The organism is Limosilactobacillus albertensis, assembly GCF_014145555.1.
Lineage (GTDB): Bacteria > Bacillota > Bacilli > Lactobacillales > Lactobacillaceae > Limosilactobacillus > Limosilactobacillus albertensis.
The window spans coordinates 35,680-57,964 of record NZ_JACIVD010000062.1; the positions used below are offsets into that span (position 1 = coordinate 35,680).

The window sequence follows — 22,285 nt, forward strand, 5'->3', positions numbered from 1 at the left end:
TATAAATGAATGAACAAATTACTGATCAACAAATAAATTCAGCTGGTCATTTAATGATTGGTGGTTGTGATGCAGTTGAGTTAGCTCATCAATATGGTACCCCGTTAGTTGTTTATGACGTTCAACAAATTCGCCGACAAATTCGTGCTTTCAAGCATGTTTTTGAAGAAAATAATGTTGAGTATGCGGTTAGCTATGCAAGTAAAGCTTTTGCAGCAATCGCAATGTATCAAGTAGTCGCAGCAGAGGGCGGTCACACGGATGTTGTTTCTGGTGGTGAATTATACACCGCGATTAAAGCTGGTTTTCCAATGGCTAATGTTAGCTTTCACGGAAATAATAAATCACGTGAAGAATTAGAAATGGCAATTGATCATCATGTTGGAACGATCATGATTGATAACTTCCACGAGATTGAATTACTAACAGATGTGTTAGAAGAACGTGATGCAAAGGTCAACGTGATGCTTCGGATTACTCCGGGTATCTCTGCTCATACAAATAAGTACATTCAAACAGGGCAGGTTGACAGTAAGTTTGGGTTTGATCTTCAATCCGGGCAGGCTGATGAAGCATTAGCAAAAGTTCTTGCAAATCCACGAATGCAGATGAAGGGCCTGCATGCTCATATTGGTTCACAAATTTTTGAGCTTGCCGGATTTAAAGGAGTCGCTAAGAAGCTGGTTGAAGTTGCTGCTCATTGGCAAGAAAAGTTTAATTATCAAGCTTCGGTAATTAACGTTGGCGGTGGTTTTGGCATTCGTTACGTAAAAGACGATACACCGCTTGCTCCTGAAGAATTTGTTGAAGCAATTATCAAGGCAATTAAAGATGAAATCAAGAAAACAAACCTTATGATGCCAGCTATTTGGATTGAACCAGGTCGTTCTATTGCTGGTCCGGCTGGATATAATCTTTATACGGTTGGTTCACGTAAAGCTGTTCCCGGATTAAGACCTTACGTAACAGTAGATGGCGGGATGGGTGATAACATTCGGCCAGCCCTTTACGAGGCACAATATGAAACAGTATTAGCAAGCAATCCTCGTGCAAACCTAGTCGAACATGTTCGATTAGCAGGTAAGTATTGTGAATCAGGTGATATTCTTAGTCAGGATCAGGCTTTACCAGCAACGAAGCCGGGGGATGTTTTAGCAATGCTTGATACCGGGGCCTATGGTTATTCAATGGCTTCAAATTATAATCGTAATCCACGGCCAGCAGTAGTTTTCGCTGAAGATGGTAAAGCACAAGTTGTTATTAAACGTGAAACCTATGATGACTTAATTCATTTAGATGAACCATATCGACAATAAAGAGACATATATAAAGGAAGAAAGAGGTAAATAAAATGGCTGAATTAGATGCACAAGCAATTATTAACTACATTAGTAACGCTCCTAAAAAGACTCCGGCAAAGGTGTATCTCAAGGGGAATTTAAAGGATTTAGAATTTCCTGCAGAAGTTGAAGCATTTGTTGAACAACGTACAGGAGTTATTTTTGGTGACTGGACCATTATTGAACCATTATTAAAACAATATAGTTCGGCAATTGAATCTTACCATGTGGAAAATGATGCCCGAAATTCAGCGGTTCCATTGCTTGACCTTAAGAATATCAATGCGCGGATTGAACCGGGAGCAGTTATTAGGGATAAGGTCCTTATTGGTGATAATGCCGTAATTATGATGGGGGCAACAATTAATATTGGTGCTGAAATTGGTGCTGATTCGATGATTGATATGGGAGCAGTCCTTGGGGGTCGAGCAATTGTCGGCCGTCATTGTCATATCGGTGCTGGAACAGTTTTAGCCGGAGTTGTTGAACCCGCTTCTGCTGAACCAGTTAGAATTGATGACAATGTAATGATTGGTGCAAATGCAGTAGTAATCGAAGGAGTTCATGTTGGTGAAGGGGCCGTAATTGCCGCTGGTGCGATTGTAACTCATGATGTTGCCCCTCATACAATGGTTGCTGGTGTACCAGCTAAATTCATTAAGAATGTTGATGATCAGACTGCTGGCAAGACAGAATTAGAGGACGATTTGCGGAAACTTTAGGAGGAGATTGGGTATGCTAACAGAAGAAGAGTTAATTCATATTCGTCGCCACCTTCACCAAATCCCCGAACTGGCTTTACAGGAATTTGAAACTCATCAATACTTGGCTGATACAATTGCTAACTTTAACCATGAATTTTTAGAAGTTCGGACTCCTGAAGAATTACCAACAGCATTAATGGTCCTTGTTCATGGTCAGAATCCCCAACGCACAATTGGTTATCGTACAGATATTGATGCCTTGCCTGTTAAAGAGCAGACCGGCTTACCATATTCTTCAACCCATCCAGGTGTAATGCACGCGTGTGGGCATGATATTCATATGACAGTTGCTCTTGGCGTATTAAATTACTTTAGTGAGCATCAACCACAAGATAATTTGCTATTTTTCTTCCAACCAGCAGAGGAAAGTGAAAATGGTGGTAAGCGGGCATATGAACTTGGCCTGTTTAGTGGTAAATGGTGTCCTGATGAATTTTATGGTTTACACGATAATCCTGATTTGCCAGCTGGTGCAATTGGTTGTCGGATGGGAACATTGTTTGCGGGAACCACTGAAGTGAACATTGATCTTAATGGTAAGGGCGGTCATGCCGCTTATCCTCAAGATGCTAATGATACGGTTGTTGCTGCTGCTGCATTGATTCTCCAAGTCCAAACAGTAATTTCGCGAAGCATTGATCCAATTCAAAGCGGTGTTATCACACTTGGTAAAATTGACGGTGGAACAATTCGGAATGTAATTGCCGGGCATACGCGAATTGAAGGAACAATTCGGGGATTAACCCAAACAATGATTGAAACAATTGATCAACGGTTAAAAGATTTATGTGAAGGAATTGGCCGCAGCTTTAATATGGATGTTGAGCTTGAGTTAAACCAAGGTGGTTATTGGCCAGTTGAGAATAATCCTGAATTAACAAAACGATTTATCCAATATATGAAAACAACATCAGCAGTTAATTTTATTGAAACTGAACCGGCAATGACCGGCGAAGATTTTGGTTATTTATTAGCTAAATTCCCAGGAACCATGTTTTGGCTTGGTGTTGAAGATAATTCGCAATTGCATTCAGCTACTCTTACGCCGAATGAGGCTGCTATTAAACGCGGTGTTGATGCAATTACCGGTTTTCTCGAATATCGGATGCAGAATTAATGGTTAAGTATAATGGAGGAAATAAAATGACATTATTAGAAAAGGCAGACTTAATGACAGCAATCGTCACTCCTTTTGATAAGGAAGGAGAAATTGACTATGCTAGTTTGGAACGGTTGACAAATTACTTAATTGAGCATGGCAGTAATGGCTTTGTTATTGGCGGAACGACTGGTGAAACCCCTGAATTAAGCCATGATGAAAAGATTGAGCTTTATAAGCACTTTGGAAAGATAATTAATGGCCGCGTTCCGGTGATTGCGGGAACAGGAAGTAATAACACCAAAGAAACGATTTCTTTTACTAATGAAGTTGCTCAAATTGATGGAATTGACTATGCGCTTGTAGTTGTTCCTCCTTATAACAAGCCTAACCAACGAGGAATGGAAGCTCATTTTACGACGGTTGCTGACAATGTTGATCTGCCAATTGTTATTTATAATATTCCTGGACGAACCGGTGTAAAAATGACTCAAGAAACCATTGTTAAATTATCTCACCATTCGAATATTGCCGCTGTAAAGCAATGTGCATCTTTAGAAGAGCTTGAATATATCGTTGAACACCGCGATCCTAACTTTGCCGTCTTTACTGGTGAAGATGCTCAAGCGTTAACTGCGCGCGTTTTAGGAGGAGATGGAGTGATTTCGGTTGCTTCTCATGCTTACATTGACCAAATGCGGCAGATGTACGATGCCCTATACAAGGGTGACTACCAAACTGCTGGAAAACTACAACGGTGGTTAACGCCACGGATGGCCGCCCTATTTATGTTCCCGTCACCATCACCGGTTAAGGCAGTTTTGAATGCTCAGGGCTTTAGTACTGGTAGTTGTCGTTTACCAATCCTACCATTAAATGAAGATGAAAAACGGGAGCTAGAAGATGCGTTATCATTACCTGCTAATTCGTTAACAACAAAGAACTTACCATTAAACTTGGGGGAATAGATAATGAAAAAAGTTTTAATTGCTGGTGCGACCGGTGCAATGGGGCAAAAAGCTGTTGACCTTGTTAATTCACTTGAAGGATTTGAAATTACTGCAGCGCTTGCACCACATTTAACGCGCGAAAACATGGCTGAATATCACCTTGCTTCATCTGTTCATCCTTACCAGCGCTTATCTGAGATTGAAGAAGGGGTTGCTGATATTTGGATTGATTTCACGTTACCGGATGCGGTTTATTCAAATGTTAAATTTGCAATTGAACATGAGATGAAACCAATTGTGGGGACGACAGGATTGACTGATGAGCAGCAAGCAGAACTAGTAACCCTCAGTAAGGAGAAACATCTGGGCGGATTAATTGCTGCTAATTTTGGAATGTCAGCGGTCCTTCTTATGAAATTTGCTCAAGAGGCTGCAAAATATTTCCCTGATGTTGAAATTATTGAAATGCATCATGGTGATAAAAAGGATGCACCGTCTGGAACCGCATTAAGTACTGCAAAATTAATCGATCAGGTTCGGCCCGTCCATGAAACAAATCCGGCTGAAACAGAAAGTCTTTCTGGCGCACGCGGTGGTGATTATCATGGTATTAAGATCCACGCTGTGCGGTTGCCTGGTTATATTGCTCATGAACAAGTCCTTTTTGGCGGTGATGGAGAAGCATTAACAATCCGTCAAGATTCATTTGACCGTCAATCATTCATGAATGGGGTTAAAGTCGCACTTGAAAAAATTGATGATTTATCCGAATTAGTAATTGGCTTAGAAAATATTTTATAAGAGGGTGAAGAAATGCCAAAGCTCGATGCCGAGTTAAAAACAACCATTAATGACCGTCTGGCTGCTGTTCCGCCTGCGCAGATTCGTGCTTTTGACGAAGAGATTTCTGCTATTCCGGGCTTAGTAAAACTGACTCTGGGCGAACCGGACTTTGCAGTTCCAGCGCATGTTAAAGAAGCAGCAATCAATAGTATTCAAAATGACGATTCGCATTACTCAGCAAGTAAAGGGAAAATTGAATTACGGCAGGCAATTAGCAAGTATCTTGAGCAAAGTCGGCACATTCATTATGATCCCGCTACAGAAATTGTAGTGACAATTGGGGCAACAGAAGCGGTAACAGCCACGACTTTTGCGATGTTAAATTCTGGTGATAAGGTAATTATTCCGACCCCGGCCTTTTCATTGTATTTTCCCAGTGTTTCTTTGACGGGGGCAGAACCTGTTAAAGTAAATACTGCTGACGATGGGTTCTTACTGTCTGCTGACCGGTTAGAAGAAGTTTTAACCAAAGAAGGCTCCGCAGTAAAAGCAGTCCTTTTAAACTATCCTAATAACCCAACTGGGCGGTCCTATACAGAAGATGAGTTAAGAGCATTAGCAAGGGTGATTAAGAAACATCATATTTATGCAATTGTTGATGAAATTTATAGTTCATTGATGTATGATCATCCTTTCTACTCACTTGCAACGCTTTTGCCAGAACAAACTATTTTAATTAGTGGTTTATCAAAGTCACATGCCATGACTGGCTATCGGTTAGGGTATGTAGCGGCACCAGCAGAATTTATTGCGGCAATGTCAAAAATGCATTCATTTATGGTAACGGCACCAAACGATACTGCTCAGGCCGCTGCGATTGAAGCTCTTGAAAATGGTGAAGATGACCCGCAAGAATTCAAACAAGTATATCGGCAACGGCGCGATAAACTTGCTACAGCAATGCGTAAAATGGGATTTGAAATTGCCCTGCCCGATGGAGCATTCTATATTTTTGCTAAAATTCCCGCTGAATTTGGGGATGATGACATGGCCTTTGCTCGTAAACTAGCACATGAAGCTAAGGTTGGCGTAATTCCGGGAAATGCATTTGGCCCTGGCGGCGAAGGACATATTCGCTTATCATATGCTGCGGCAGATACTGTTATCGATACAGCGATTGAACGGCTACAAAATTTTATGGATAATTTAGCATAGGTTGAAAGAAGGAACTAAGATGAGTAAGGAATATAATGTTGCAATTTTAGGTGCTACTGGTGCGGTTGGAACACGGATGATTCAACAATTAGAACAATCAACGATCCCGGTAAAGAATGTTAAATTACTGGCATCAGCTAAGTCAGCAGGCAAGCAATTATCATTCAAAGGACAACCAGTTACGGTTGAAGAAACAACTCCTGCTTCCTTTGATGGGGTTGATATTGTCCTTTCGTCAGCTGGTGGATCCGTATCGAAGAAGTTTCTGCCAGAAGCTGTTAAGCGTGGTGCTGTTTGTGTTGATAATACCAGTGCATTCCGAATGGAACCAGATGTACCGCTAGTAGTTCCTGAAGTAAATGAGGAAGCATTAAAAGATCATCATGGAATTGTTGCTAACCCTAACTGCTCTACAATTCAAATGGTGGTGGCACTTGAACCAATTAGACAGGCTTTTGGATTAAACCAGATTATCGTTTCAACCTATCAAGCTGCATCAGGGGCTGGTCAATCAGCATTAAACGAACTGCGTCAAGAATCACAAGACTATCTTGATGGTAAAGATATGAAAGCCGATGCTAAGATTTTGCCGACAAAGGGCGACAAGAAGCACTACCCATTAGCATTTAATTTACTTCCGCAAATCGATGTCTTTGAAGATGATGGTTATTCTCATGAAGAATGGAAAATGATCCATGAAACAAAGAAAATTATGCTTAACGATATGAATGCCAAGGATATTAAGGTTACGGCCACCTGTGTCCGGGTACCGGTGCCAATTGCTCATGGTGAATCAATTTACTTTACAGTTGATGATCCAACGGTAACTGTTGACCAATTACGAGCAGTACTAAAGGATGCTCCTGGTGTCGTACTTCAGGATGATCCTGCCCACCAAATTTATCCACAGCCAATTAATGCGGTTGGCAAGCGGGATACTTTTGTTGGCCGGCTTCGTGCTGATGAAGAAAATCCTGGGGCCTTCAACATGTGGGTTGTTGCAGATAACCTGCTTAAGGGCGCTGCTTGGAATACAGTTGAAAATGCAGAACGTTTGGTAGCAAATGGCTTAATTTAAGGGATAATCAGTGATGAAGTTTGTAATTGCGCCGGATTCATTTAAGGGCGGACTAACGGCAAAGGAAGCTGCCGAAGTAATAGCCGATGGAATTAAGAGAGTTTATCCAGATGTCGAATACGTTTTAGTTCCAATGGCTGATGGTGGCGAAGGAACTGTCCAATCCTTAATTGACGCTACTGATGGCCGAAAAGTAACTGCTCGCGTCCATGACCCGTTAAATAAGTTAGTTGCTGCTGAGTATGGCCTCCTTGGTAATAGTAAAACAGCAGTAATTGAAATGGCAGCAGCAAGCGGCCTCCAATTTGTTGATGAAAATACTGCCAATCCCCTCATTACGACGACATATGGGACCGGAGAGCTGGTTAAAGATGCCCTTAATCATGGTGTTGAGAAAATAATTATTGGAATTGGCGGAAGTGCAACCGTTGATGGTGGGGCAGGATTAGCGCAAGCTCTTGGAGCACGTTTACTTGACGCTGATAACCGTGAAATTGGCTTAGGCGGTGGTGCATTAAAGGACCTGGCGCAAATAGATTTCACTCACTTAGATTCACGATTAAAAAAGGTAACCATTCAAGTTGCATCAGATGTTACTAACCCCTTAACTGGAAAAGATGGAGCAGCGGCGGTATTTGGACCGCAAAAAGGGGCTGATGAAAAGATGGTTGATATGTTGGATAAGAACCTCCATCATTATGCCCAAAAGATTGTTGAATGTGGCGGTGCCGATGTTGAAGGAATTGCAGGAGCTGGAGCTGCAGGCGGGCTTGGCGCAGGATTAGTGGCTTTTACAGGAGCAATCATGAAACGGGGAGTGGAATTAGTTATTGAAGCAACCCAGTTACGAAAAAAGGCGATTGGTGCTGACTATGTTTTTACCGGTGAGGGCGGAATCGATTTCCAAACAAGATTTGGTAAAACGCCGTATGGAGTCGCCCAAGCAACGAAAAAGGTTGCACCCGATGCTCCAGTAATTGTTTTAGCAGGAAATATTGGTAAAGGTGTAGATGAACTATATTCATCAACAGCAATCGATGCAATTTTTGCTACTCCAGAAGGTGCTAAGCCATTAAAGCAAGCACTAATAGATGCACCTGCAGATATTGCACGGACAGCAGAAAATGTTGCGCGTTTAATTAAGGCGAGCAGTTAATAAGAAATAAAAATAGTGGGAAATAACTTTCTTTGATGAGAAGAGTGTTTCTCACTATTTTTGTAATGGTGCAATTATTAACAACTACTAACTTGGCTTAGAATCTTAAAGACCGTATAATAAGTTGGAAGATAATTGAGGAGTTTAAATTAAAATGAAAGAAAATAATTATCAATATGATGAAAATGGCTTTCGTGAGGATCTGAAAGATGACCCAGATGTACTTCACCAGCCAGATGCTGATCGTACCCAGCGTGATTTAGTTACACTTGACTATGATGAAACGATGGCCTTTCTTAATGGTGAAAAAGAAGTAAAGACCATTTATGATTTTTCAGATGAAGTTTTAGATGAGATTAAGAAAAAATACCCAACTCTTAATGACACGCCAATTGATAAAGTAATTATGGAGAAATACCAGCAAATTTTGTCAGCGCGATATAATGAATCGCAAGCAAATAATAAGACGATCCATGCTGATGATAGTGAGGAAAAAGATGAATAGTTTAATAACCTTTATTATTTCAATTGCCTTTCTAGGCCTGGTGATTTGGGAAAATCGTTTACATGGCCAGTTGGGCTTTTTGGCAAGTCAGCGTCCAGATAAAATTACGAAGGATTTTGTCCGCGTTATTCGTCAAGAAAGGTGGTTAAACTGGGTTTTATGTATTCTTGCAATTATTATTTTTTTAACAACTAGCCGCTATTCCATCTTATTAATGAGTATTATTACGATTATTGAATTATTATTAGTAAGCCGAATGGATCATGTAAAAAATGAAATGATGAATTAAACCTTGCTTTACCAGGCTTAGATTTATTTCTTAAGAAAAAGTAACGTTTTTTAAGAACACTCTAATAATTGCTATACGCTTTTGGAAAATAATGGTAAAGTTAAATTGTGTATTTCACTTTTTTATTGTTTGTTTATTTATTTTGAGGATTTTTGGGAGGGTGTTTTATTTATATGAGTAAAAGAACACATCATTCGAATAGTCATCGGTCTCACGGGGTCGTTGCGGGAGCAGTTAGTGCCCTCAGTTTATTGGCAGTATCGACGCAAGCTGTAAACGCTGAACAGCTAACAGTTAAGACGGGGGATACGATTTGGGGGCTTGCTAAACAGCATGGACTTTCAGTTAGTGCGTTAGAACAAGCAAACCCATCAGTTAAGAAGCTAAGTGATAGCGTTGATTTAATCACGGTTGGTCAACAATTAACGCTACCATCTGTCCATGATGCAAGTACAGATTTAAATGCTGATGGCAGCTATACTGTTAAACCTGGTGATACTCTTAGCTCAATTGCTAGCCGGTATAATATTACGGTAAATCAATTGATGGCTTGGAATAACCTAGGTGCTAATGATTCCTTATACATTGGTCAGCAATTAAGTGTAACAGGACCAGTTGCTTCTGCAGCAGCGGTTCAGCAACCACAACAACAAGCCGCGCCAGTTTCAGCAAGTCAAGTACAAGCAACTAATGCAAGTCCGGCATCTCAACAAGCTGTCACTAGTACTCAAGTAGCTTCTAGCTCTGCAGTTGTGCAACAACCGGTAGCTGACAGCAATTATCAAAACGCAGCCAGTTCTGCTGCCGTAACCAGTGATGCTTCATCTGTAGCTGTCCTTAACGTACAAAGTGCTGTTTCTACGGCAGGTTCAACAGCAGTTAACAACAAGGTAGAAGCAGCTAGTGCGGTACAGACTGATAATGCTCAACCAACATCTGCTTTAGCTAATAACAGTGCTGCTCCACAAATGCAACCTGCTTCAACTGCTGTTAATAATACTGTGCTATATGGTCAATCATTTGTTCAGGCAGCTCCAGTAGCAAGTCAAACACCGGTGGCACAAACGGCTCCGGCTTCACAAGCAACTGTTGCACCACAAAGCAATGCTGCTCCTGTTTCACAACAGCCAGCTGCAGCATCAGAGGCTCAACCGCAACAATCACAGGTAACTAATCAACCAGTACAACAAGCTGCACCTAATGCCGGTCAAGATCTTCAACACGGGTCGGTTGTTAGTCTAGCTACCAAGATTGCTAATTCTAATAGTGTTCCATATGTATGGGGCGGTGAAAACCTCAGTGGCATGGATTGTTCTGGTTTGGTTAAGTATGTTTATGCCAATGCAGAAGGAAAGCAGTTACCACACTATACAGGTGCGCTTGAAAATTGTGTTGACCAGCACCCTGTTAGTGAGGCTAAACCGGGTGACCTTCTGTTCTGGGGGAACCACGGATCAACTTATCATACTGCAATTTATACCGGAAATAATCAATATGTAGCTGCTGCTAAGCCGGGGACTAATGTTGCTACTTACACTATTAGTCCATACTTCAATCCAAGTTTTGCCGGAACTGTTAAATAATCGTTGATAGATTATTAGAAACTTTTCATTAGATAGTAACAAAGATGTAACTTAAAAGGGGTTAACATTCTTCTGTACTCGTGTTATCTTACTTATATTGCAATTCCAGTATTGCTCTAAAAATATTTCACATTTATTGGGGAGTGTTAGATATGAGTAACAAACATGAAATTGAAGAAGATTTATACCGTGCGCAGTCTCGCTTAGATGATTTATGCAAACAAGAGGGACAGCAATGCGCAGGTACCCAAACTGTTACTATTCAGCCAAAATATGGTGAAGAGATGCAGTCCTTACGTGAGGAGTGCAGTCAGTTACGAATTATTCTAGAAGCAATGGAAGCTTCTGAAGACTAAACTATAAATATGACTAAAAAGAAAGCGTGACAGAAGCTATTTATTGCTTCCTTCTCACGCTTTTGTTGTAAGAAGTATAAAGAATAGGGTTCCAGAAATCGGATTTGCCGACTGCTGGAACCCTATTTGTGTTTTATCTTGGCAATAGAATTTATATTATAATTTATCGTCTTATCTATTTCTGTGTTTGCCAAATTGGATACTGTGTTATATTGAGAGCAATGTCGATAAACCGATTGCCCATTTCTTCCCCGTCCGTCTGGCTGAATTCAAGTGAAGTAGTTGTAATATGAAGGTTATTACCCTGAAAATGATGAGCAAACCGTGATTGATCAAGTTTTCCCCTTGTTAATTGAAGCAATTGCCAGGTAGTTAGCGGCCAATTTTTTCGTTCAGCAACCACTAACTCTAGTGACGGCTTAGTTAGCGAGGCATGAGGGGCAACTCTAAAACCGCCACCAATGAATGGATGATTACTAGCAATTGCAATATATGCTTTAGGAAAAATAAATCGCTTGCGATCCTGCTGAATCATTAACGTGAAAGGCTCCTGATCATACATAACCCCGATTGCTTTTTGCAAGTAAGTAAATCGACCGATATGGTTCTTTTTATGACGCGACTTGAAAGTATTAGCACGACTAACAATCGCAGCATCAAAACCAATTCCTAAATTATTAAGGAAGTAGCCATCTTCCCCGCGAATTGCTTCATGGTAGTGACCGATATTAATGAACTGCGATTTGTTGGCAGTCAAAATTTGATTTAATGCTTGATGCGGATGTAAAGAAATTCCATAGGCGCGAGCAAAATCGTTACCGGTACCAGCAGGGATATAGCCAACAGGGAGAGGCGCTTTATCCAACTGCTTAGCAGTTTTCATTAAGCCATTAACAACCTGATGTAATGTCCCATCACCACCAATTGCGATAACAATAGATGAAGCTGCAGAGTGGGATTGAGCAATTTGACTTGCAAGATATTCTCCATGATTAGGATACTTAGTCGTTTCCATATGATAATCGATTTGTTGTTGATCTAGAAGCGGCTTGATAGTGGCCCATGCCTTTTCAGCATTGCCATTACCAGCATGACGGTTGAGGATGATGGAATAATTCATCAATATTCCTCCTTTGATAATGCTAAAAAGCGAAGAATAAGAGAATGGGGAATAGCCTTCCCTAACAAGGCTGGCACGGTACAAGCTGTTTGTTATGCCAAATCTTGTGGTTGGTTTCCGCATTATCTTACTAATGTTTGTTAAATTGTTGAGGCTGGGAGAAAATATTTGCTTTCTCCCAGCCTCACGGTTAATAATTAAAGATTAAAACGTCGTTAGCTTGAAATTAGGGTTTTGCTTTTCGTATGCAAGGGCCTTTTCATCAAGTTGTTCTACAAATTCGATATTATAATCTGTATTATGCTCAACCATTAATAGTGCTTCAGCTTCTGAATCAGCTTCGAGGTATAATGATTGAGTGTTTTCACGAACTGGACGTTTAGTCTTATCAGCTTGGTAGTATACTTTAAAAGTCATACTGTTAAAAACTCCTTAATTAAAGATATTATGCAGTAATTTACCTTACTTATTCTATCACATATGACCTAATGTGTCCTAAATTTTCCTAACATGGTATTATTAAATAAAAGTAAAGGTCAAAGAGGTGTTTGGAAATGAGTATATTTATAATATGCTTTATTGCGGCAATAATTGTTATTATCCTTTATCTCGCAATTCACCGGTTAGTTCTTAACCGAGCAACAATGATGGTTAGAAATAATGCACAAAGGGTAACTGATACGGCCTTAAATGATTGTTTAAGGGAATTGCTTCATTGGAATAAGAGTCTCGACTCGCAGATTGTTGCAGATGTATGGGGGAAAGGTGTTCTTGCATTTGAATATCACTTTGACTATAAAAAGGCTGATATTAGTTTAGATGACTTTACTAAACAAAAGTTAGCAAGTTTGCTTGATGAGTATGCAAAACAACATCATCTGCAAACGGCGCCTAAAGCTAAGCAAGCATTTGTAATAACTGATTGGTGGACCTATGAGGGGATCCTTCACATTGACATAGCATATTTAGTTAATGAAGCAACGGTTGAATACATTGATGATTTAAAACGCTTAAATCAAAACAGCAAGTAAAGAGAATGATAAAATGAAGTACCCGGTAATTGTTAGGTAGAGACCTAACGATTACCGGGTACTTTTTATATCGATAAATATGTAATACAGTTTTACAAATAGTTTTTGCTAACTAATCATTACCGTATCAGCAGGAGCTTCAAATGGCTGCTTCTTATTGATGTGATCATAAAAAAGGACGCCATGTAAATGATCGATTTCGTGTTGGCAAACAATTGCTGGATAATGCTTTAGCCGAACCTTATGTGTTTCGCCGTCAACGTCTTGATAACGTAAAGTAATTCGGTCATGACGTGGAACATATCCAGGAACGTCTTTATCAACTGAGAGACAACCTTCGCCTTCTGTAAGCGCACCGTATTGAACAGATTCGCTAACAATTACTGGGTTAATAATTACATCCTTGAATAATGGTTCGCCATTCTCGTCTGGTGAAGGGACTAATACAGCAGCCATTTGTTTTGAAACGCCAACTTGTGGAGCGGCAAGCCCAACGCCAGCCCGTAATTTATATTTTTCACATAACTCGGGATCTTGGCTAACTTCTAGATATTGCATCATATCTTTTGCTAATTTTTGGTCTTCATCAGATAGAGGAAATGAGACCTTAGCAGCCCGTTTGCGCAAAACAGGGTTGCCATCACGGGTAATATCTTTCATTAAATACATTACTCACTATACCTCCATTTAAAAATTCGTCATATATTAGTCTATCATATCTACCAGAAATTGCTAATAAAGATATATTTAGTTAAAAGAATATTATTTTTTAACGGAAACGTTTACTTTTGACGAGAAATTGCGACATTTTCGTTGATTAAGTTCATGAAAGCGATTGTATTATTCAAACAATCAGTTATACTAGAAATGTAGGTAGGCAATCGCTTACATGATGTTAATTGGATTTGGAAAGGAATGTTAAATATGGCCAATACCAAAGCTGTTAATTTTGCTGAGATTAAAGCCAATGAAGGGGCTCCATATGCAAAGCCTGTACAGATTCTTGATGAAAACGGTAACGTTGTAAACAAGGACCTAATGGCTAATTTCAGTGATGATTTATTAGTTGATTTAATGAAGAAAATGGTTTGGGAACGTGCTTTGCATGAACAAACAATGAGTTTCTCTAAGCAAGGTCGTTTAGGCTTTTATGCACCAACCTGGGGTGAAGAAGCATCTGAAATGGGGACTGCTGCTGCATTTAAGAAGCAAGACTTCTTATTCCCAGCATACCGTGACTTGCCACAACTAATTCAACACGGGGCAACAGTTGCTCAAATGTACTTATGGTCAAAGGGTCACATCAAAGGGAACCTTTTTGATGCGCGAGCTCTTCGTCCACAAATTATTATCGGTGCTCAAATGGTCGAAATGGCTGGTGGTGCACTTGGAATTAAGAAAAACGGTGAAGAAGATACTGTTGCCTATGCTTATACTGGTGAAGGTGGTTCTTCACAAGGTGATACTTATGAAGGGATGAACTTTGCTGGCGCATTCCAAGCACCTGCCGTATTTATTATTCAAAATAATGGCTGGGCTATTTCATTCCCACGTAAGTTACAAACTGAAGCACAAACAATTGCACAAAAGGGTGTTGCTGCTGGTATCCCTGGCGTTCAAGTTGACGGAATGGATGTCTTGGCTTGTTATGAAGTTGCTAAGGAAGCTCGTGAATTTGCCGCTGCCGGTAATGGTCCTGTGTTAATTGAAACGTTAACTTACCGGTTTGGTGCACACAGTTCTGCCGGTGATGATCCTAGTCGTTACCGGACAGATGAGGAAACAAAGCCATGGTTTGATAAGGATCCGCTAATTCGGCTTCGCAAGTACTTGACTAAGAAGAATCTTTGGTCTGAAGATGAAGAACAAAAGTATATTGATGAATGCAAACAAAGCTTTAAAGAAGCAATGAAGGAAGCTGACTCTGTAGAACCAGAAAAGGTTAGCGATATGTTGAAGCGGACATTTGAAGTTCCAACTCCAGATATTAAAGAACAGATTAAGAAGTACGAAGAAAAGGAGTCGAAGTAATCATGGCTAAAAAGACTTATATCAAAGCAATTACTGAAGGTATTGACATTGCTTTAGCCGAAGATCCTAAGACTTTAGTATTCGGTGAAGATGTTGGTAAAAATGGTGGTGTTTTCCGGGCTACAAATGGTCTTCAGGAAAAGTACGGTGTTGACCGGGTATTCAGTACACCGCTTGCCGAATCAGGTATCTTAGGAATGTCAATTGGATTAGCAGCTACTGGTTGGCGTCCAGTTCCAGAAATTCAATTTATGGGCTTTACGTTTGAAGCAATGGACTCAATTGCTGCTCAGATGTCACGGATGCGTTTCCAATACAATGGTACTCGTCATGCACCGATTACTATCCGGACTCCTTATGGTGGTGGAACTCATACTGCTGAATTACACGGGGATGATCTTGAAAACTTCTTCGTTGGTATTCCAGGATTACGGGTTGTTGCTCCAAGTTCAGCATATGATGCCAAAGGATTAATTATTTCAGCTATTGAAAATAATGATCCAGTTCTATTCCTTGAGAACCTCCGTCTTTACCGTTCTGTAAAAGGCGAAGTTCCAGACGATAAATACACTGTTCCGTTGGATAAGGCTAATGTTGTCCAAGAAGGAACGGATGTAACGATTATTGCTTATGGTGGGGAAGTTTCTGAAGCACAAAAGGCTGCTAAGAAGTTAGAAAAGGATAATATTTCAGCTGAAATCATTGACTTACGTTCGCTTTATCCACTTGATACAGATACAATTTTTGAATCGCTTAAGAAGACTCATCGGGTTGTTATTGCTCAAGAAGCACAAAAGATGGCTGGTGTTGGTGCACAAGTAGCTTCAGCAATTTCTGAAGGGGCAATTATGTACCTTGACGCACCAGTTACCCGAGTTGCAGCTCCTAACTCAGTTTACCCATTCCCACAAGCCGAAAATGTATGGCTTCCAGGAGCACGTGAAATTGAGGATGCCGCACGTGAAGTAGTTAACTACTAATAGAGTGTGGATTAGAAAGGAAGATAATACGATATGGCATATATTTTTAGATTACCAGAAATGGGTGAAGGTTTAACTGAAGGTGACGTTGCATCTTGGCTCATTAAAGAAGGTGACAAAATTAAGGCGGATGATGCTTTAATCGAAATCCAAACTGATAAGTCAACTACTCAGTTGGTATCACCAGTTGATGGAACCGTTACTAAGTTATTTGTTAATGAAGATGACCATGTAGAGAAAGGCGACAAGCTTGCTGAAATCGATGATGGTAAGTCTGAAACAAGTACGAATGTAGAAGTTGAAGATAGCGATGATGATGAAGCACCAGCAGAGGAGCCAAAAGAAGAGGCACCAGCTGCTAAAGAAGAAAGTCCTGCACCAGCTCAAGGGGGAGTTGCACCATTAGCTGAACCTAATAAGTTAGTAATGGCAATGCCTTCTGTTCGTCAATATGCACGTGATAAGGGTGTTGATATTTCCCTTGTCCAACCAAGCGGTAATCATGGACAAGTCCTTAAAGAAGATATTGATAACTTTAATGGAGCGGCCGCAACTGCACCTGCTAAGAGCGAGAAAGCTGCTACATCAGCTGCTCCTGCTAAAGCTGCCGGAAACACGATTAAGCCATACAAAGGTGCTGGTGAAGACGCTGAAACACGTGAGCCACTATCTAATATGCGGAAAATTATTGCTAAAAACATGCGTGATTCCGTTAAAATTAGCCCAATGATTACATTGTTTGATGATGTTGAAGTTTCTAAGTTAATGGCTCAACGTAAGAAGTACAAGCCAGTTGCCGCAGAACAAGGTGTTCACTTAACCTTCTTACCATATGTAGTTAAGGCGTTAGTGGCAACGATGAAGAAGTTCCCAGAGTTTAACTGCTCAATCGACGACAGCACAATGGAATTAGTTCAAAAGCATTACTACAACATTGGGATTGCTACAAATACTGATCATGGCCTATATGTACCAAACATCAAAAAGGCTGACTCAAATAGCATGATTGAAATCGCAAAGGAAATCGCAGATAATGCTCAAGCAGCTGAAGATAACAAGTTGAGTCCAGATTCAATGGCTGGTACATCAATGACGATTTCTAACATCGGTTCAATGCGCGGTAAATGGTTTACTCCAATCATCAACCAGCCAGAAGTTGCTATTTTAGGTGTTGGTACAATTGCTACTGAACCTATTGTTAACGAACAAGGTGAGATTGTTGTTGGTCACATGATGAAGCTGTCATTGACTGTTGATCACCGGTTAATTGATGGTGGTTTGGGACAAAATGCCCTTAATTACTTGAAGAAGTTATTGCATGACCCTGAATTGCTTGCGTTGGAGGCTTAGGATAATATGGCTGATGTTGAACAAAAAGATACAGTAATCGTTGGTGGAGGTCCTGGTGGTTATGTTGCCGCTATTCGTGCTTCTGAATTAGGACAAAAAGTTACTTTAATTGAAAAGGGTGATCCAGGTCTTGGCGGTGTTTGCTTGAATGTGGGCTGTGTTCCTTCAAAGGCGCTTATTGCGGCAGGACACCGTTATCAACAAACACTTGATTCTTCAGTTTATGGAATTTCAAAGACTGATGCCAAATTAGACTTCACAAAGACCCAAGACTGGAAGGATCACAAGGTTGTTGACCGGATGACTCGTGGTGTTAAGATGCTCTTAAAGAAGCATAAAGTTGAAATTATCGATGGAGAAGCAATTCTTGATAATGATCACCAGCTTCGGGTTATTAAGCCGGGTCCTAAACAATTTATGGACAACGATAATGGTCGGACAATTGCGTGGAAGAACCTAATCTTGGCAACCGGTAGTCGTCCAGTTGAAATCCCTCATTTTAAATTTGAAGGTCGGGTTATTGACTCAACTGGTGGACTTAACCTTAAAGAAGTACCAAGTGAACTAGTTGTTATCGGTGGTGGTTACATTGGTACTGAGTTAGCTGGGGCATATGCTAACTTAGGAGCTCATGTAACAATTATTGAAGGTACAGACTCAATCCTGGGCGGCTTTGACCATGATATGGTTGATATCGTTGTTAAGAATCTTGAAAAGAAGGGTGTTGACATCGTAACAAAAGCGATGGCTAAGAACTCTCAACAAGATGATGACAGCGTAACCGTTACTTATGAAGTAGATGGTGCAGAAAAGAGTATTAAGGCTGACTATTGTATGGTATCGGTAGGTCGTAAGCCAAATACTGATGACTTTGGTCTTGACATGACCAGTGTTAAACTTAATGACCACCATCAAGTAATCGTTGACCAACAAGGGCGGACTAATGTACCTGGTATTTGGGCAATTGGTGATATTGTTCCAGGACCTGCTTTAGCTCATAAGGCGTTCTTTGAAGCAAAAACCGCTGCAGGAGCAATTTCAGGTAAGAATACAGCAAATGACTGGGTTGGCGTGCCAATGGTTTGTTTTGCTGATCCTGAATTGGCTCAAGTCGGCATGACGGCAGATCAAGCAAAGGATAAGGGTATTGAAGTATCAACAGCTCAATTCCCATTTGCTGGTAACGCTCGTGCGGTTTCTCTTGACTCACCTGAAGGATTTATCCGCCTTATTTACACTAAAGATAAGAAGAACGTTATTGGTGCTCAAGGTGTTGGCCCAGGAGTAAGTGATCTTGCAGGGGAACTTTCATTAATCGTTAACTGCGGTATGAATGTTGAAGATGTTGCTTTAACAATTCATCCGCACCCAACATTGAATGAACCGGTTCAAGAAGCTGCAGATATTGCACTTGGGTTCCCAACTCATATTTAACAGAATCTTTCCTAAAAAAATAGTTCAGGACGAAAAATACTCGTTCTGAACTTTTTTGTATTCTTTTTATTGTCCTTAGTTTCTAATTTTTAGATTGGATTGTATAATACAAGTAGCAAAATAATGGAGGGTCAAAGAATGAATTCACAAAACTATAGTTATCCGCTTGATCCATCATGGACAACTAAAGAAATGGAACAGGTAATTGCCATGTTTCGTGCGGTTGAGGATGCTTATGAAGTCGGCATTGACCGTAGTAAAATCTTAGACTGTTACCGTACGTTTAAGCAGGTTGTTCCTTCAAAAGCTGAAGAAAAGCAGCTTGGCCGAGAATTTGAAAAGAGTTCTGGTTATGTTCTCTATCAAGTTGTAAAAGCGGCGCAAGAATCGTCAGATAAGAAAATTAAAATGGTTGGGCGAGAAAATGATTAGTATTAAAGAGTTAGATCAGCAAGCCCAGCAAATAGTTCGTCAGGCGGGTCAAAATGCATTTGAAAAAATGGGAGAAAACTATCAGGTTGATACAAAAACGAATTATACGGATTTAGTAACGACAATTGATCGCGAAAATGAACAGTTGATAAACAATCAATTGCGTAAAATTGATCCAGATAGTCAGATTTTAAGTGAAGAGGGATTTGGTGACCGCCAAATAACTAACATGCAAGGACATGTGTGGATTGTTGACCCCATTGATGGAACAATGAATTTTGTTAAACAGCACAATAATTTTGCTGTTATGCTGGCATTATATATTGATGGCGGTCCGGTACTTGGTTATATTCTTGATGTAATTAACGGCCGCCTTTATCATGGACGTCGTGGGGATGGTGTCTATGTTAATGATAAAAAGCTTAATCAGCCAGCGGATCTCGGCCTGCGTGAAAGTCTTTTAGCAATGAATCGAACGCTAACTTTGAGCGGTAACTCATCATTGAAAGAGGTCGCACAAGAAGCAATCGGCTTAAGAATGTATGGCAGTGCTGGAATTGAAATGATTGATGTAATTACTGGGCAGCTGGGTGCTTATATTTCTAATTTAAAGCCATGGGATCTTGCTGCTGGCCGAATGTTGGCAGAAGAATTAGGCTTAGTTGTGAAATCGATTGACGGTCGATCCATTAATGTGTTATCATCTAATCTTGTATTAGTAGCAACGAGGCAGGTTAGTCGAGACATTCGACAGATCATCAATTAGTTGTCGAGGCTGTGACCGCGATGTCACAGTTTTTTTATGAAATTGGCTATTGATAAGCCGCTGCTGTTCGACTTAATAAAATAATGATATGACGAAAGGGAGAATCAAGTTTTGAAAACTCGTGACGACATTCGTAACATTGCGATTATTGCCCACGTTGACCATGGTAAGACTACTTTGGTTAACGAAATGTTAAAGCAATCAGATACTTTACCAGAACACTTTTCAATTGAAGATCGTGCGATGGATACTAACGCTATTGAACGTGAGCGTGGTATTACTATTCTTTCAAAGAATACTGCTGTTAAATATGAAGGCCATCAAATTAATATTTTGGATACACCAGGACACGCGGACTTCGGTGGTGAAGTTGAACGTGTTATGAAGATGGTTGATGGTGTATTGCTTGTTGTCGATGCATTTGAAGGAACAATGCCTCAAACACGGTTTGTTCTTAAGAAGGCACTTGAACAGCACTTAACACCAATCGTTGTAATTAATAAGGTTGACCGTAAAGGTGCACGTCCTGAAGAAGTTGTTGACGAAGTACTTGACCTCTTTATTGAATTAGGTGCTGATGAAGATCAGCTTGACTTCCCAGTTGTTTATACTTCTGCAATGAACGGTACTTCAAGTTATGATTCAGATGTTTCTACGCAAGAACACACCATGAAGCCATTATTTGATACCATCATCAAGACAATCCCAGCACCAATTGACAACTCTGATGAACCGCTTCAATTCCAAGTTGCCATCTTGGATTACAATGATTTCGTTGGTCGAATCGGTATTGGTCGTGTTGTTCGTGGTAAGATCAAGGTTGGTGATAACGTTACTGTTATGAAGCTTGATGGTACCAAGCATAATTTCCGTGTTACTAAGCTTTTTGGTTTCTTCGGTTTGAAGCGTCTTGAGATTCAAGAAGCAAAGGCTGGAGACTTGATTGCTGTTTCAGGGATGGAAGATATTAATGTTGGTGAAACTGTTACTGATCCAAACCACCCAGAAGCACTTACTCCATTACGAATTGATCCGCCTACACTTCAAATGACATTCCGGACTAATGATTCACCATTTGCCGGCCGTGAAGGTAAGTTTGTTACTGCTCGTCAACTTGAAGATCGCTTACGCCATGAATTGCACACAGATGTTTCATTACGTGTTGATGACACTGATGAGCCAGGTGCATGGACTGTTTCTGGTCGTGGTGAGTTACACCTCTCCATCTTGATTGAAACAATGCGTCGTGAAGGATATGAACTTCAAGTTTCTCGTCCAGAAGTTATTTATCGTGAAATTGATGGTACAATGTGTGAACCATTTGAAGAAGTTCAAATTGATACACCAGATGAGTACACCGGTGCCGTAATTGATAGTTTAGCTAAGCGAAAAGGTGAAATGAAGAACATGGAACCTTCTAAGAACGGTCAAACTCGGTTGATTTTCTTGGCACCTTCACGGGGATTAATTGGTTACTCTACAGAATTTATGACAATGACTCGTGGATACGGGATTATGAACCATACTTTTGAAAAGTACGCCCCAGTTATTAAGAACTGGAACCCTGGTCGTCAAAAGGGTACCCTTGTTTCAATGAATGCTGGTAAGGCTACTACCTACGCAATGATGGGTATTGAAAGCCGTGGACAGTTATTGATTGATCCAGGTACGGAAGTATATGAAGGTATGATTGTTGGTGAAAACAGTCGTGAAAATGACATCACTGTTAACATCACTAAGGGTAAGAACTTGACAAACGTTCGTGCTGCAGGTTCAGACGAAATGGCTCATATCAAGACTCCTACTCACTTCTCCCTTGAAGAATCACTTGAATTCTTAAACGAGGATGAATATTGTGAAATTACACCTGAAAATATTCGTCTTCGGAAAAAGATTCTTAATACTAATGCACGGGAAAAGGAAGCAAAACGTCGTCGTGCTGCTTCACGGAAGTAAATATTTAAAAAAGCTTGGGAGGCTGACTGGCTTCTCAGGCTTTTTTTTGTTGTATAATAATGGTTGT

Annotated in this window: 23 protein-coding genes; 20 read left to right on the plus strand and 3 right to left on the minus strand. The window is 40.4% G+C overall.

Going from position 1 to position 22,285, the window contains the following annotated elements; genetic code table 11:
* Positions 1–5 precede the first annotated feature (5 nt).
* The 12 genes from lysA (at position 6) to H5S41_RS05705 (ending at position 11,118) form a co-directional block, all read left to right on the plus strand.
* The gene (lysA, locus tag H5S41_RS05650; RefSeq protein WP_182602656.1) at positions 6–1,316 is read left to right on the plus strand and encodes a diaminopimelate decarboxylase; all 1,311 of its coding nucleotides are present in this window, start codon (positions 6–8) and stop codon (positions 1,314–1,316) included.
* Positions 1,317–1,351: 35 nt separating this feature from the next.
* Entirely contained in the window at positions 1,352–2,062 is a 711-nt protein-coding gene (gene dapD, locus H5S41_RS05655) for a 2,3,4,5-tetrahydropyridine-2,6-dicarboxylate N-acetyltransferase (RefSeq protein WP_182602657.1), read from the plus strand.
* A 13-nt stretch (positions 2,063–2,075) separates the two neighbouring features.
* Entirely contained in the window at positions 2,076–3,221 is a 1,146-nt protein-coding gene (locus H5S41_RS05660) for an N-acetyldiaminopimelate deacetylase (protein ID WP_182597939.1), read from the plus strand.
* Between the two features lie 26 nt (positions 3,222–3,247).
* Complete coding sequence (gene dapA / locus H5S41_RS05665) at positions 3,248–4,171, plus strand: 4-hydroxy-tetrahydrodipicolinate synthase (protein ID WP_182602658.1); 924 nt, start codon at positions 3,248–3,250, stop codon at positions 4,169–4,171.
* A gap of 3 nt (positions 4,172–4,174) precedes the next feature.
* Complete coding sequence (dapB, locus tag H5S41_RS05670) at positions 4,175–4,954, plus strand: 4-hydroxy-tetrahydrodipicolinate reductase (protein WP_182602659.1); 780 nt, start codon at positions 4,175–4,177, stop codon at positions 4,952–4,954.
* Between the two features lie 12 nt (positions 4,955–4,966).
* Positions 4,967–6,151 carry an aminotransferase class I/II-fold pyridoxal phosphate-dependent enzyme gene (locus tag H5S41_RS05675; protein ID WP_182602660.1) on the plus strand — a complete coding sequence of 395 codons (1,185 nt, stop codon included), beginning with the start codon at positions 4,967–4,969 and terminating at the stop codon, positions 6,149–6,151.
* A gap of 19 nt (positions 6,152–6,170) precedes the next feature.
* Positions 6,171–7,229 carry an aspartate-semialdehyde dehydrogenase gene (locus H5S41_RS05680; protein ID WP_182602661.1) on the plus strand — a complete coding sequence of 353 codons (1,059 nt, stop codon included), beginning with the start codon at positions 6,171–6,173 and terminating at the stop codon, positions 7,227–7,229.
* 13 nt (positions 7,230–7,242) lie between these two features.
* Complete coding sequence (locus tag H5S41_RS05685; RefSeq protein ID WP_182602662.1) at positions 7,243–8,385, plus strand: glycerate kinase family protein; 1,143 nt, start codon at positions 7,243–7,245, stop codon at positions 8,383–8,385.
* Between the two features lie 154 nt (positions 8,386–8,539).
* Positions 8,540–8,890 carry a hypothetical protein gene (locus H5S41_RS05690; protein WP_182602663.1) on the plus strand — a complete coding sequence of 117 codons (351 nt, stop codon included), beginning with the start codon at positions 8,540–8,542 and terminating at the stop codon, positions 8,888–8,890.
* Entirely contained in the window at positions 8,883–9,179 is a 297-nt protein-coding gene (locus H5S41_RS05695) for a hypothetical protein (protein ID WP_182602664.1), read from the plus strand. The genes H5S41_RS05690 and H5S41_RS05695 overlap by 8 nt, the downstream gene beginning before the upstream one ends.
* A 173-nt stretch (positions 9,180–9,352) precedes the next feature.
* Entirely contained in the window at positions 9,353–10,762 is a 1,410-nt protein-coding gene (locus H5S41_RS05700; protein WP_182602665.1) for a LysM peptidoglycan-binding domain-containing protein, read from the plus strand.
* 152 nt (positions 10,763–10,914) lie between these two features.
* Complete coding sequence (locus H5S41_RS05705) at positions 10,915–11,118, plus strand: hypothetical protein (protein ID WP_153710601.1); 204 nt, start codon at positions 10,915–10,917, stop codon at positions 11,116–11,118.
* A gap of 175 nt (positions 11,119–11,293) precedes the next feature.
* Here H5S41_RS05705 and H5S41_RS05710 read toward each other — a convergent pair whose 3' ends face one another.
* Together H5S41_RS05710 and H5S41_RS05715 are read right to left on the minus strand one after the other, a co-directional pair.
* Positions 11,294–12,238, minus strand: a complete 945-nt coding sequence (locus H5S41_RS05710) for a diacylglycerol/lipid kinase family protein (RefSeq protein WP_182602666.1) — start codon at positions 12,236–12,238, stop codon at positions 11,294–11,296.
* A gap of 204 nt (positions 12,239–12,442) precedes the next feature.
* A complete protein-coding gene (locus H5S41_RS05715) occupies positions 12,443–12,655 on the minus strand; it encodes a DNA-directed RNA polymerase subunit epsilon (RefSeq protein WP_153710599.1) in 213 nt (70 codons plus the stop codon).
* A 137-nt stretch (positions 12,656–12,792) separates the two neighbouring features.
* On the opposite strand from H5S41_RS05715, the gene H5S41_RS05720 reads away from it, so the two are divergent.
* Positions 12,793–13,269: a hypothetical protein gene (locus tag H5S41_RS05720; protein WP_182602667.1), complete on the plus strand. Its 477-nt coding sequence runs from the start codon at positions 12,793–12,795 to the stop codon at positions 13,267–13,269.
* A gap of 108 nt (positions 13,270–13,377) precedes the next feature.
* On the opposite strand, the gene def is transcribed toward H5S41_RS05720, so the two are convergent.
* The gene (def, locus tag H5S41_RS05725) at positions 13,378–13,938 is read right to left on the minus strand and encodes a peptide deformylase (protein ID WP_182597930.1); all 561 of its coding nucleotides are present in this window, start codon (positions 13,936–13,938) and stop codon (positions 13,378–13,380) included.
* A 255-nt stretch (positions 13,939–14,193) separates the two neighbouring features.
* Between def and pdhA the strand changes: the two genes are divergently transcribed.
* The 7 genes from pdhA to typA all read left to right on the plus strand — a co-directional run bounded on the left by pdhA (position 14,194) and on the right by typA (position 22,218).
* Positions 14,194–15,300 (plus strand): pyruvate dehydrogenase (acetyl-transferring) E1 component subunit alpha, encoded by a 1,107-nt coding sequence (gene pdhA / locus H5S41_RS05730; protein ID WP_182597929.1) that lies wholly within the window; start codon positions 14,194–14,196, stop codon positions 15,298–15,300.
* Between the two features lie 2 nt (positions 15,301–15,302).
* A complete protein-coding gene (locus H5S41_RS05735) occupies positions 15,303–16,280 on the plus strand; it encodes an alpha-ketoacid dehydrogenase subunit beta (protein WP_153710595.1) in 978 nt (325 codons plus the stop codon).
* A gap of 33 nt (positions 16,281–16,313) precedes the next feature.
* Complete coding sequence (locus H5S41_RS05740; protein ID WP_182602668.1) at positions 16,314–17,630, plus strand: 2-oxo acid dehydrogenase subunit E2; 1,317 nt, start codon at positions 16,314–16,316, stop codon at positions 17,628–17,630.
* A 6-nt stretch (positions 17,631–17,636) separates the two neighbouring features.
* Positions 17,637–19,064, plus strand: coding sequence for a dihydrolipoyl dehydrogenase (lpdA, locus tag H5S41_RS05745; protein ID WP_182602669.1), 1,428 nt, complete (start codon positions 17,637–17,639; stop codon positions 19,062–19,064).
* Positions 19,065–19,202: 138 nt separating this feature from the next.
* Positions 19,203–19,496, plus strand: a complete 294-nt coding sequence (locus H5S41_RS05750; protein ID WP_182602670.1) for a UPF0223 family protein — start codon at positions 19,203–19,205, stop codon at positions 19,494–19,496.
* A complete protein-coding gene (locus H5S41_RS05755) occupies positions 19,489–20,262 on the plus strand; it encodes an inositol monophosphatase family protein (protein WP_182602671.1) in 774 nt (257 codons plus the stop codon). Before H5S41_RS05750 ends, H5S41_RS05755 begins: the two co-directional genes overlap by 8 nt.
* 111 nt (positions 20,263–20,373) lie before the next feature.
* A complete protein-coding gene (gene typA, locus H5S41_RS05760) occupies positions 20,374–22,218 on the plus strand; it encodes a translational GTPase TypA (RefSeq protein WP_153710591.1) in 1,845 nt (614 codons plus the stop codon).
* Positions 22,219–22,285: the final 67 nt, after the last annotated feature.

Bases quoted from the DNA above. Each gene is read 5' to 3' on its own strand.
- lysA (WP_182602656.1), top strand. From the start codon at position 6: ATGAATGAACAAATTACTGATCAACAAATAAATTCAGCTGGTCATTTA.
- dapD (WP_182602657.1), top strand. From the start codon at position 1,352: ATGGCTGAATTAGATGCACAAGCAATTATTAACTACATTAGTAACGCT.
- H5S41_RS05660 (WP_182597939.1), top strand. From the start codon at position 2,076: ATGCTAACAGAAGAAGAGTTAATTCATATTCGTCGCCACCTTCACCAA.
- dapA (WP_182602658.1), top strand. From the start codon at position 3,248: ATGACATTATTAGAAAAGGCAGACTTAATGACAGCAATCGTCACTCCT.
- dapB (WP_182602659.1), top strand. From the start codon at position 4,175: ATGAAAAAAGTTTTAATTGCTGGTGCGACCGGTGCAATGGGGCAAAAA.
- H5S41_RS05675 (WP_182602660.1), top strand. From the start codon at position 4,967: ATGCCAAAGCTCGATGCCGAGTTAAAAACAACCATTAATGACCGTCTG.
- H5S41_RS05680 (WP_182602661.1), top strand. From the start codon at position 6,171: ATGAGTAAGGAATATAATGTTGCAATTTTAGGTGCTACTGGTGCGGTT.
- H5S41_RS05685 (WP_182602662.1), top strand. From the start codon at position 7,243: ATGAAGTTTGTAATTGCGCCGGATTCATTTAAGGGCGGACTAACGGCA.
- H5S41_RS05690 (WP_182602663.1), top strand. From the start codon at position 8,540: ATGAAAGAAAATAATTATCAATATGATGAAAATGGCTTTCGTGAGGAT.
- H5S41_RS05695 (WP_182602664.1), top strand. From the start codon at position 8,883: ATGAATAGTTTAATAACCTTTATTATTTCAATTGCCTTTCTAGGCCTG.
- H5S41_RS05700 (WP_182602665.1), top strand. From the start codon at position 9,353: ATGAGTAAAAGAACACATCATTCGAATAGTCATCGGTCTCACGGGGTC.
- H5S41_RS05705 (WP_153710601.1), top strand. From the start codon at position 10,915: ATGAGTAACAAACATGAAATTGAAGAAGATTTATACCGTGCGCAGTCT.
- H5S41_RS05710 (WP_182602666.1), bottom strand. From the start codon at position 12,238: ATGAATTATTCCATCATCCTCAACCGTCATGCTGGTAATGGCAATGCT.
- H5S41_RS05715 (WP_153710599.1), bottom strand. From the start codon at position 12,655: ATGACTTTTAAAGTATACTACCAAGCTGATAAGACTAAACGTCCAGTT.
- H5S41_RS05720 (WP_182602667.1), top strand. From the start codon at position 12,793: ATGAGTATATTTATAATATGCTTTATTGCGGCAATAATTGTTATTATC.
- def (WP_182597930.1), bottom strand. From the start codon at position 13,938: ATGTATTTAATGAAAGATATTACCCGTGATGGCAACCCTGTTTTGCGC.
- pdhA (WP_182597929.1), top strand. From the start codon at position 14,194: ATGGCCAATACCAAAGCTGTTAATTTTGCTGAGATTAAAGCCAATGAA.
- H5S41_RS05735 (WP_153710595.1), top strand. From the start codon at position 15,303: ATGGCTAAAAAGACTTATATCAAAGCAATTACTGAAGGTATTGACATT.
- H5S41_RS05740 (WP_182602668.1), top strand. From the start codon at position 16,314: ATGGCATATATTTTTAGATTACCAGAAATGGGTGAAGGTTTAACTGAA.
- lpdA (WP_182602669.1), top strand. From the start codon at position 17,637: ATGGCTGATGTTGAACAAAAAGATACAGTAATCGTTGGTGGAGGTCCT.
- H5S41_RS05750 (WP_182602670.1), top strand. From the start codon at position 19,203: ATGAATTCACAAAACTATAGTTATCCGCTTGATCCATCATGGACAACT.
- H5S41_RS05755 (WP_182602671.1), top strand. From the start codon at position 19,489: ATGATTAGTATTAAAGAGTTAGATCAGCAAGCCCAGCAAATAGTTCGT.